This window comes from Pseudomonas sp. SED1 (genome assembly GCF_034044025.1).
Taxonomy (GTDB): domain Bacteria; phylum Pseudomonadota; class Gammaproteobacteria; order Pseudomonadales; family Pseudomonadaceae; genus Aquipseudomonas.
This window is the reverse complement of record NZ_JAXCIS010000182.1, coordinates 1-10293: the sequence shown is the minus strand read 5'-3', so window position 1 is coordinate 10293 and position 10293 is coordinate 1. Positions and strand designations below refer to the sequence as shown.

Annotated in this window: 12 protein-coding genes; 6 read left to right on the top strand and 6 right to left on the bottom strand. The window is 60.2% G+C overall.

Features of this window, described 5'->3' with window-relative positions:
* Positions 1 to 15: 15 nt before the first annotated feature.
* The 4 genes from SNL23_RS23530 to SNL23_RS23515 all read right to left on the bottom strand — a co-directional run bounded on the left by SNL23_RS23530 (position 16) and on the right by SNL23_RS23515 (position 2112).
* Positions 16 to 693 carry a response regulator transcription factor gene (locus SNL23_RS23530; protein ID WP_063027667.1) on the bottom strand — a complete coding sequence of 226 codons (678 nt, stop codon included), beginning with the start codon at positions 691 to 693 and terminating at the stop codon, positions 16 to 18.
* 7 nt (positions 694 to 700) lie between these two features.
* A complete protein-coding gene (locus SNL23_RS23525; protein ID WP_003220067.1) occupies positions 701 to 1108 on the bottom strand; it encodes a hypothetical protein in 408 nt (135 codons plus the stop codon).
* Between the two features lie 106 nt (positions 1109 to 1214).
* Positions 1215 to 1514, bottom strand: coding sequence for a YciI family protein (locus SNL23_RS23520; RefSeq protein WP_076015882.1), 300 nt, complete (start codon positions 1512 to 1514; stop codon positions 1215 to 1217).
* A gap of 1 nt (position 1515) precedes the next feature.
* A complete protein-coding gene (locus tag SNL23_RS23515; RefSeq protein ID WP_318303731.1) occupies positions 1516 to 2112 on the bottom strand; it encodes a septation protein A in 597 nt (198 codons plus the stop codon).
* Positions 2113 to 2199: 87 nt separating this feature from the next.
* On the opposite strand from SNL23_RS23515, the gene SNL23_RS23510 reads away from it, so the two are divergent.
* The 5 genes from SNL23_RS23510 (at position 2200) to rluB (ending at position 7035) form a co-directional block, all read left to right on the top strand.
* On the top strand, positions 2200 to 3063 hold the full coding sequence (locus SNL23_RS23510) for a PHP domain-containing protein (protein ID WP_076015880.1): 864 nt from the start codon (positions 2200 to 2202) through the stop codon (positions 3061 to 3063).
* A gap of 13 nt (positions 3064 to 3076) precedes the next feature.
* Positions 3077 to 3706, top strand: coding sequence for an L-threonylcarbamoyladenylate synthase (locus SNL23_RS23505; RefSeq protein WP_143503604.1), 630 nt, complete (start codon positions 3077 to 3079; stop codon positions 3704 to 3706).
* Between the two features lie 120 nt (positions 3707 to 3826).
* On the top strand, positions 3827 to 4525 hold the full coding sequence (locus SNL23_RS23500) for a segregation and condensation protein A (RefSeq protein ID WP_318303735.1): 699 nt from the start codon (positions 3827 to 3829) through the stop codon (positions 4523 to 4525).
* 12 nt (positions 4526 to 4537) lie between these two features.
* The gene (gene scpB, locus SNL23_RS23495) at positions 4538 to 5497 is read left to right on the top strand and encodes an SMC-Scp complex subunit ScpB (protein ID WP_318303730.1); all 960 of its coding nucleotides are present in this window, start codon (positions 4538 to 4540) and stop codon (positions 5495 to 5497) included.
* A gap of 287 nt (positions 5498 to 5784) precedes the next feature.
* Positions 5785 to 7035 carry a 23S rRNA pseudouridine(2605) synthase RluB gene (rluB, locus tag SNL23_RS23485; RefSeq protein WP_076015876.1) on the top strand — a complete coding sequence of 417 codons (1251 nt, stop codon included), beginning with the start codon at positions 5785 to 5787 and terminating at the stop codon, positions 7033 to 7035.
* A gap of 211 nt (positions 7036 to 7246) precedes the next feature.
* On the opposite strand, the gene SNL23_RS23480 is transcribed toward rluB, so the two are convergent.
* Complete coding sequence (locus tag SNL23_RS23480) at positions 7247 to 8206, bottom strand: leucyl aminopeptidase (protein ID WP_167663457.1); 960 nt, start codon at positions 8204 to 8206, stop codon at positions 7247 to 7249.
* Positions 8207 to 8283: 77 nt separating this feature from the next.
* On the bottom strand, positions 8284 to 8421 hold the full coding sequence (locus tag SNL23_RS23475) for a hypothetical protein (protein WP_003175756.1): 138 nt from the start codon (positions 8419 to 8421) through the stop codon (positions 8284 to 8286).
* Between the two features lie 420 nt (positions 8422 to 8841).
* Here SNL23_RS23475 and SNL23_RS23470 point away from each other — a divergent pair, with 420 nt between their 5' ends.
* Positions 8842 to 10254, top strand: coding sequence for an amino acid permease (locus tag SNL23_RS23470; protein ID WP_318303728.1), 1413 nt, complete (start codon positions 8842 to 8844; stop codon positions 10252 to 10254).
* Positions 10255 to 10293: the final 39 nt, after the last annotated feature.

Genomic DNA, 10293 nt, shown 5'->3' with positions numbered 1-10293 from the left:
GGACAGGTGTTGTGCTTAGAGGCTGTAGTAGTAGCCGCGGCTACGCAGCGCCACGATCCGTGGCCGGCCATCCGGGTGCGGGCCGATCTTCTTGCGCAGGTTGCTGACGTGCATGTCCAGGCTGCGGTCATACAGGGTCAGCTTGCGGCCCAGGGCGATTTGCGCCAGTTCCTGCTTGTCCAGCGGCTCGCCCGGCTGGCGCAACAAAGCTTCCAGCAGACGGCTTTCGGAAACGGTCAGGGCAAACTCCTGTTCATCGATAGTGACCACGCCACGCACCGGGCTGAAGCACAGGTCACCCAGCTCCAGCTGTGTAGACACAGCGGCCGGGTGACTGCGGCGCAGCACAGCGCGCAGGCGGGCGGTCAGTTCGCGAGGGTCGCAGGGTTTGGCCAGGTAATCGTCGGCGCCCAGCTCCAGGCCGAGGATCCGGTCCAGCGGTTCGCCGCGAGCCGAGAGCATCAGCACCGGCAGCTCCGGGTGGTCGTTGCGCAATTGCTTGAGCAGCTCCAGGCCACTGCCGTCGGGCAGCATCACGTCGAGCACCACGGCCGCCGGGGCGGCTTCGGCCAATGCCTTGCGGGCGCTCAAGCCGTCATGGCAGGCGCGCACCTGGAAACCTTCCTGGCTCAACCAACTGGTCAGCAGCTCACAGAGCTCCTGGTCATCATCTATCAGTAACAGCTCGCTCATGACTCACTCAATTTAGCCATTGTCGACGGCGCCGGTGCCCGCCACTGGCGAAGATCCCGCACAGCAGGGCGATCAGCGCGACTGCTCCACCGGTCACGAACCATTGCTGTTGCTCGGTAAGCCAGCGTGGCAAGGCACTGCCCTGTGCTTCTTTGAGTTGCTGGACCAGGCGTTGGTTCTCCTGGCGCAGTTTACTCAGTTGGGTGCTTTCCCGGGTGGCGTCAGCACTTTGCAATTGCTTGCTCAGTTCATCCCGCTGCCGTTCGCTTTCTTTCAAACGTTGCTGCAAATCGGTGATCTGGCTGCCGGCACTCAAGGACAGGGGCGTGGAACTGCCGGTGTTCGAGGTTTCTTCAGCGTGGGCCGTAGCCCCGATCATTAACACTGCCAACAGACACAACTGACGTAAGCGCATCGGAACTCCTGATTCCACACGAATATTCAGAACGTTGTCGGCAGGTTACCGGGAATAATGAGCGATTAGGAGTGCGCTGAAGCCATTTGGTTCAGCGCGCAACGAATCAAGGCAGGACTTGCTTGAACGGCTTGACCAGCACATGAGCATATACGCCGGCCGCGACATACGGATCAGCGTCGGCCCAGGCCTGCGCCGCCGCCAGGGAGGCGAACTCGGCGACGATCAGGCTACCGGTGAAACCGGCGTCTCCCGGGTCATTGCTGTCGACTGCCGGGTGCGGGCCGGCGAGCACGATGCGGCCTTCGGCTTGCAGTTGCTTCAGGCGCTCAACGTGGGCCGGGCGCACGCCCAGGCGTTTTTCCAGGGAGTTGGCGACGTCGGTGGCAATGATGGCGTAGAGCATGTCAGTCCTCGGTTTTCGGCGTGGTAGGGTCGGTGTCATGCAGGTGGCGCGACAGGTAGATACCCTGGCCGACCAGGAACAGCACGGTCATGCCCAGGCTGCCGAACACCTTGAAGTCCACCCAGTAGCTCTGGAAGGTGAAGGCGACGAACAGGTTGGCGGCGCCGCAGAACAGGAAAAACACGATCCAGGCGATGTTCAGGCGCACCCAGATCGGCTCCGGCAAGCTCAGCGCGTGGCCCATGATCCGCTTGATCAGCAGGCGATCACCGATAAAGTGGCTGCCGATAAAGGCCAGGGCGAACAGCCAGTTGACCACCGGGGCTTTCCATTTAAGGAAGGTTTCGCTGTGGAAGGCCAGGGTCAGGCTGCCGAAGACGAGGCAGGCGATCAGGGTCAGCCATTGGCTTTTTTCCAGCTTGCGCTGGGAGATGAAGAGCGCGCCGTAGACCACCACGGAGCTGATGATCAGCACCGCCGTGGCACTGTAGATGCCACCGACTGTCAGCTCGTGGCCGGCAATATCGATAACGCGAGGGTCGATTTTGTAAACGATGAAAAACAGCAACAGCGGGATGAAGTCGATGAATTGTTTCACAGTAAGAGCCAGAAGCTGGATGTGGCGGCATAATAACAAACATCCTTGGTAGCGAAAGCGCCAGCTGACTTGAGGTTACACACTCCCGTGAATGTTGATTTGCACTGCCATAGCACAGCCTCCGACGGCGCCCTGGCGCCCGCGGTCCTGGTTGCGCGTGCGTTTGAAAAAGGCGTGCGAGTCCTGTCGTTGACCGACCACGACACCCTCGAAGGCCTGGCAGAGGCCCGTGAAGCGGCGGATGCGTTGGGCATGCAACTGGTCAACGGGGTTGAATTGTCCTGCACCTGGGGCGGCGCAACCATCCACGTATTGGGCTACGGTTTCGACGTCAACGCGCCGCCGCTGGTGGAGGCCATCGCCAAATTGCACGATGGCCGCTGGCTGCGGTCCGAAGAAATAAGCCGCAAGCTGGCCCTCAAGGGCATGCCCAACGGTCTGGAAGGCGCCCGCGCGATCCAGCAGGAGCTGGGCGACAGCGGCAACGCCCCGGCCCGTCCGCACTTTGCCGACTGGATGGTGCGTGAAGGTTTTGTAAAGGATCGCGCCGAAGCGTTCCGCAAATGGCTGGGTGCCGGCAAGCTGGGGGACGTCAAGCAACACTGGCCAACCCTGGAAGACACCGTCGGCACATTGCGGGCAGCAGGTGCCTGGGTCAGCCTGGCGCACCCGTGGCATTACGATTTCACCCGCAGCAAGCGCCGCAAGTTGATTGGCGACTATATTGGAGCGGGCGGCCACGCAATTGAAGTGGTCAACGGGCATCAACCCGCCGAACAGGTGGGTAGTTTGGCGATTCTTGCCCGCGAATTTGGTCTGCTGGTCAGCGCCGGCAGTGATTTTCATGGCCCTGGCGGCTGGTCCGAGATTGGCGAGTACCGCGCCGTCCCGGAAGATTTGCCGCCCCTTTGGTGTCGCTTCAAACATGACCCCATTATTGCCACCGTCTGAACAGGTAGAACACGTGAGTCAATTCTTCCAGATTCATCCGGAAAACCCGCAGGCGCGCCTGATCAAACAGGCCGTGGAGATTATCCGTGCCGGTGGCGTGGTGATCTACCCCACGGATTCCTCCTACGCAATCGGTTGCCAGATCGGCGACAAGAATGCGGTCGAGCGCGTAAGACGCTTGCGTGACCTGGACAAGAACCACAACTTCGCACTGATTTGCAGCGACCTGTCCCAACTAGGACTGTTCGCCAAGGTAGACACCGGCACCTTCCGCCTGCTCAAGGCCCACACGCCTGGCCCCTACACCTTCATCCTCAACGCCACCCGCGAAGTGCCGCGCCTGCTGCTGCACCCGAAGAAGCGCACCATCGGCCTGCGGGTGCCGGAACACCCGATCGCCCTGGCGCTGCTGGCCGAACTCGGTGAGCCGCTGATGAGCGTGTCGCTGATCCTGCCGGGTGAAACCGAGCCGTTGTACGACCCTTACGAAATGCGCCGCCTCCTGGAAAAACACGTCGACCTGATCATCGATGGCGGCTACGGCGGCAACAAGGCCTCCACCGTGATCAACCTTGCCGACGGCGAGCCGGAAGTGGTGCGCGTGGGTTGTGGCGACCCGGCACCGTTCATGGTCGAGGCCTGAATGTCGGCCGTGGAATCCGTCGACAGCCAGGCGGGCGCCCAGCAGGAACTGCCATTTGCCATGGTCTACGGTCAAGCCGTCATGGAAATGCCGCTGGACCTGTACATTCCGCCGGACGCCCTGGAAGTCTTCCTCGAAGCCTTCGAAGGCCCGCTGGACTTGCTGCTGTACCTGATCCGCAAACAGAACATCAACATCCTCGACATCCCGGTGGCGGAAATCACCCGCCAATACATGGGCTATGTCGAGTTGATGCAGACCGTGCGCCTGGAACTGGCTGCCGAGTACCTGGTGATGGCCGCGATGCTCGCGGAGATCAAGTCGCGCATGCTGCTGCCGCGCTCGGAAAGCATCGAGGCGGAAGAGGATGACCCGCGCGCCGAACTGATCCGCCGCCTGCAGGAGTACGAACGCTTCAAGGCCGCTGCCGAAGGCATCGACGGCCTGAGCCGGGTTGGTCGCGATGTGGTGGTGCCCAAGCTCGACGCCCCGGAAGCCCGGGCGCGCAAACTGCTGCCAGACGTAAGCCTGGAAGAATTGCTGATGTCCATGGCCGAAGTACTGCGCCGTGGCGATATGTTTGAAAGCCACCAGGTCAGCCGTGAGGCGCTGTCCACCCGCGAGCGCATGAGCGATGTGCTGGACCGCCTCAAGGGCGGCGGGTTTGTGCCTTTCGTCGAACTGTTTACCAAGGAAGAAGGGCGCCTGGGGGTGGTGGTGACCTTTATGGCGGTCCTCGAACTGGTCAAGGAATCCTTGGTCGAGCTGGTCCAGAATGAGCATTTTGCGGCTATCCACGTGCGGGCGCGAGCCGAATAAAGAGCTGAATCGATGAATCTGACTGAACCCCGCGAACTGGCCCCGCTGCTGGAGGCCTTTCTCCTGGCCTCGGGCAAGCCGCAATCCCTGGAACGCCTGTTCGAACTGTTTGAAGAAGCCGAGCGCCCTGAGCCGCCGGTGTTCAAGAAGGCGTTGGAGATTCTGCGCAAGTCCTGCGACGGCCGTGCTTTTGAGCTGCGGGAAGTGGCTTCCGGGTATCGCCTGCAAATCCGCGAGAAGTTTTCGCCGTGGGTTGGCCGCCTCTGGGAGGAACGCCCGCAACGTTATTCCCGGGCGATGCTGGAAACCATGGCGCTGATCGCCTATCGCCAGCCGATCACCCGGGGCGAGATCGAAGACGTGCGGGGCGTGGCGGTCAACAGCCATATCGTCAAGACGTTGCTGGAGCGTGAGTGGATTCGGATCGTTGGCTATCGGGATGTGCCCGGCAAGCCGGCGATGTTTGCTACCACCAAGGTGTTCCTCGACCACTTCAACCTGAAAAACCTCGACGATTTGCCGCCGTTGGCCGAACTGCGGGAGATGGAACCGGACCCGGTCCTGGACTTCGACGACGCACCGGTGCCGGCAAGTTTGCAGGAACTGGCAGACGCCAGCGCCGAGCCGGAAGAGCCGAAGGACGAAACCAGTTTCCATACGCTGTTGCTGGAACTGGACGATATGGAGCAAGGCATCAAGACCGACTTCGACGATTTGCTGCGTGATGGCGCGGTGGGTGAGGGTGAGCAGGAGCCTGCGCTGCAACTGAACGTTGAGGTTGAGCCGCCAGTCGAAGTTGAAGATGAGCCCGAGCCTGAACCCGAGGAGGACATCCTTGGCGTCGCCGAAGCCCGTACCAAACTCCTGGCCGCCGTCGCGGCGCTCAAACAACCGCCGCTGAGCGACGAAGAAGACGAAGCCCGCGCCCTGGCCGAAGCCATCGAAAACGAACGCCGCCAATTCGAAGACTGACACGCTGCCCTGTAGGAGCGAGCTTGCTCGCGAAGGTCGTGAACGATAACGCGGGGAATCAGATGCCCAACGGCGCCCTCAGGTTTTTCGCGAGCAAGCTCGCTCCTACATATGGGCACCACTGGTCGGCGCAATGCCGCGTGAGCCACTACTTATCGACTAGTCTCTGATGCGCAATGCGTGGCTTACGCGTATGATTCGCGACCCTTTGGCGATGCGTTCGCCAAAAGCCCAGCTTTTACTATCTTCAGGCCAAGCCTGAATCGACACACCGGGAGGTGCTTAAGATGAGTGACCAAGACCAGAAAGACAGCCAGGAAATCGGCCCCGCAGGTGAAAAACTGCAGAAAGTCCTCGCCCGTATCGGCGTAGGTTCGCGCCGCGACGTAGAAGCCTGGATCACCCAGAAGCGCATCAAGGTCAACGGCGTTGAAGCCACCCTTGGCCAGCGCGTCGACCTGCATGACGCCATCACCATTGATGGCAAGGTCATCAAGCGTGAAGAGGCCGCCGAATCGGTGCGTCGCGTCATCATGTACAACAAGCCTGATGGCGAAATCTGCACCCGTGACGACCCGGAAGGCCGTCCAACCGTATTCGACAAGATGCCGCGCCCTAAAGAAGGCCGCTGGATCAACATCGGTCGTCTCGACATCAACACCACCGGCTTGCTGATGTTCACCACCGACGGTGAACTGGCCAACCGCCTGATGCACCCTTCCTACGAGATGGACCGTGAATACGCCGTCCGTGTGCGTGGCGAAGTCGATGACGAAATGATCGAGCGCCTGAAAGCCGGCGTCGTGCTGGAAGACGGCCCGGCCAAGTTCACCGACATCAAGCAGGCTCCAGGCGGCGAAGGCTTCAACCATTGGTACCACTGCGTAGTGATGGAAGGCCGTAACCGTGAAGTACGTCGCTTGTGGGAATCCCAGGGCCTGGTGGTCAGCCGCCTGAAGCGCGTGCGTTTCGGCCCGGTGTTCCTCAACTCCGACCTGCCGATGGGCCGCTGGCGCGAAATGAGCCAGTTCGAAGTCGACATCCTGAGTGCCGAAGTTGGCCTGACGCCGGTGGCCATGCCGCAGATGAACGCCAAGAGCAAAGACAAGCTCGAGCGTATGCAGCGTAAATCGTCGCGTCCTGTGGCACGTACCGACCGTGTTGCCCGCACCCTGCGCCCTGCGCTGGATGCACCGGCCACTGGCGGCCGTATCTCCCGCGAGCCGCACATCGAAGGCGAGCGTCGTCCTTCGGCCCCGGCCCGTCAGGATGGCGAACGTGCGCCGCGTGCACCGCGTCCAGCGGGTCGTGGTGGTGATGCCCCAACGGGCGGTCGCGGTAACCGTGGCGAGTCTGGCCGTGGTGCTCCGGCTGCGGGCCGTCCCGACGACAGCGCCAGCACCAAACGCCCAGCCAAGCCATCGCCGAAAAAGCGCCCGGGCTTGAAACTGGTCGATGACGCGCCATCGGGCAAGCGTCGTGGTGCACCGGCCGGTTCCGGCCAGCGTCCAGGTTTTGGTCGCAAGAAGCCGCAGTGATTCGTTAAGCGCTGCATAAAAACGCCAACCCTCGGGTTGGCGTTTTTTTTGGTCTGGATTTGGAACCTGCTCTATAAAGCAAAGCAGGTCCATTGTGGGAGCGGGCTTGCTCGCGAATGCGGTGGGTCAGTCACTGGATGTATCAACTGATACACCGCATTCGCGAGCAAGCCCGCTCCCACATTTGATCTCCATTGTTTTGGCGGACGTGTCAGAACATGAAAGCCCCATCGAACACGGGTTTATCGTCGAGGGCTAGCACGCCACTGGCGAAGATCAGGTCCAGATGATGGCTGCCTTTCTGCCCGCCACCCAAGCCCAGGTGCAGCCCGCAATGGCGCTCTTCAAAGCCGGCATTGCGCGCATACAAATCCTTCACGCCTTCATTGGTGCCAATGCCCAGTTCCTCCACCCGACGGTTGGACGGGTTGGCATTCAGGTATTTGTTGAAGTCATCCGCCAGCCCCGGCACTTCACTGGCCACGGTGCAGATGGTCGAGTTCTCGATCCACAGTTCCAGCGGTGATTGCAGCACGCCGTATTTGCGCGCAAAGGGAATGGTGCTGAGGAAGGTGCCTACAAACCGCACCTGGCCATTGATGGCTTCGCTATGGGTCGCGATCTCGCCGGGCGCCAGGTCGTGGTTGCCGACGCCGTTGATATTGGTCCACTTCTTGATGCTGCTCATGGGCGCTTCAAGGCGCGAGCCATGCTGGTCGGTGAAACTCAACATGCTGGCCTGGGACATGCGCCGGATCAACGTGGCGTTAAGGTCGGCAATCCGCTGTGGGGCGACGCTGAAGGTGTCGTAGAAATAGTCGCCGTAGTCCTTGAGCAGCAGGGATTTTTTCCAGTGCTCGGCCATCACGCCTTGCAGCGCGCGGATAAAGTCCGGGCCCTCGGCACGTGGGTTGGGCAAGGTCGAAGAATCGTAGAGAAACATGTACAGGTCGCAGTCTTCGATGGCCTTGGCCAGCGCTTCGCTGGGGGCCTGGTCCAGGCGTTGTACCTGGAAGTCGAAACGGGCGGCGCTGCCTTGGGTGATCGATTGCGCGATGGCGTCGTAGCGTTCGGTATGGCCGAGCAGAATGGTGGGGCGGTGCAGGCCGGTGAGGGCCGGGTGATGGGCGAGGTAATAGAGAAAATGTTCGACGGCGCGGGCCTTGTCCATGACGTCCTTCCTTCAAAGCCTTCGGTAGGAGCAGTGGCAGGTGCGGCGTCCCGCACCTGCCGGGGTGCCTGATCAGATTAGAAAGGCCACATCGCGGTGCCGAACGGCACAACGGCATCGGCTTGCATCATTTCAACGGCGGCCTCGTGGGTCGGCGCTTCAAACCAATCGTCGAGTTGCAGTTCGGTTTCCAGGTCGTTTTCCAGTGCTTGCATGGTGAATCTCCTAGATGACTGTGTTTGAGAACGAGCTTGCCAGCGGGCTGCGCTGGGCAAGTGGATGAACCTAGAAGAGTGTGTTTGGGAATGCAAAATTTTTATTGACACGGTTTCATTTGGATTTTTTATTCTGTTTTGATGGCGATTTGGTTTATGTCGACGAAACAGTCAGTTGGTTGCGTCTTCCTGTCGGAAAGGTCTCACCGTCAATTTCTCGATATCTGAAAGAATTTTCCCAATGTCCCTGCTCTCCGCCGCATCGCATCCTGTCGGCCCAGACAGGTTTGGCGGTGTACAATGCGCCGCGTTTTACTGTGATCCCACTATTCAGGGCTATCCGCCCCGTGCACTCCGCCTGGCCACAAGCCAGCCGGCTTCGATTTCGTCACAGATCAAACCTTGCGTGAGACCCTTTCCATGAGTGAAGCCAACTCGCATTCAGGCGAGCTGAAGCGCGGCCTGAAAAATCGTCATATTCAACTTATCGCCCTCGGTGGCGCGATTGGCACCGGGTTGTTCCTGGGTTCGGCTGGCGTGCTGAAATCCGCCGGGCCGTCGATGATCCTCGGTTATGCCATCTGCGGTTTTATCGCCTTCATGATCATGCGCCAGCTGGGCGAGATGATCGTCGAAGAGCCGGTAGCCGGTTCCTTCAGCCACTTTGCCCACAAATACTGGGGCGGTTTCGCCGGTTTTCTGTCGGGCTGGAACTGCTGGATCCTGTACATCCTGGTGGGCATGTCGGAGCTGACGGCCGTCGGCAAGTACGTGCATTACTGGTGGCCCGAGATCCCGACCTGGGTGTCGGCGGCGGCGTTTTTTGTGCTGATCAATGTGATCAACCTGTCCAACGTCAAAGTTTTCGGCGAGGCCGAGTTCTGGTTTGCGATCATCAAGGTGGTTGCCATTGTTGGCATGATCGCCCTGGGCAGTTATCTGCTGGTGAGCGGCACCGGCGGGCCGCAGGCTTCGGTGACCAACCTGTGGGAGCACGGTGGGTTCTTTCCCCATGGTGTGGGTGGTTTGGTGATGGCCATGGCGATCATCATGTTCTCGTTTGGTGGTCTGGAGATGCTCGGGTTTACCGCGGCTGAGGCGGACCAGCCGCGCACGGTGATTCCGAAGGCGATCAATCAGGTGATCTACCGGATTCTGATTTTCTACATCGGTGCGTTGGTGGTGCTGTTGTCGTTGACGCCTTGGGACAGTTTGCTGGAGACCCTGAACGCTTCGGGTGACGCTTATAGCGGCAGTCCGTTTGTGCAGGTGTTTTCGATGTTGGGCAGTAATACGGCGGCGCACATTCTCAACTTTGTGGTGTTGACGGCGGCGTTGTCGGTTTACAACAGCGGCACTTACTGCAATAGCCGGATGTTGTTGGGGATGGCCGAGCAGGGTGACGCGCCTCGCGCATTGGCGAAGATCGACAAGCGTGGGGTGCCGGTGCGGTCGATCCTCGCTTCGGCGGCGATTACGTTGGTGGCGGTGTTGATGAATTATCTGATTCCGCAGCATGCGCTGGAGTTGCTGATGTCGCTGGTGGTGGCGACCCTGGTGATTAACTGGGCGATGATCAGTTTTTCGCATTTCAAGTTTAGGCAGCATATGGATCGGACGGGGCAGGTGCCGTTGTTCAAGGCGCTTTGGTATCCGTATGGGAATTATGTTTGCCTGGCGTTTGTGGTGTTTATTCTTGGGGTGATGCTGCTGATTCCGGGGATTCAGGTGTCGGTGTATGCGATTCCGGTTTGGGTGGTGTTTATGTGGGTTTGCTACGGGATCAAGAACAGGCGTAAGGCTCGGGAGGGGGTGGCCTTGGACCGGGGGTGATCTTGAGTACATATCCGTTGCTGCGGTAACGGCTACTTA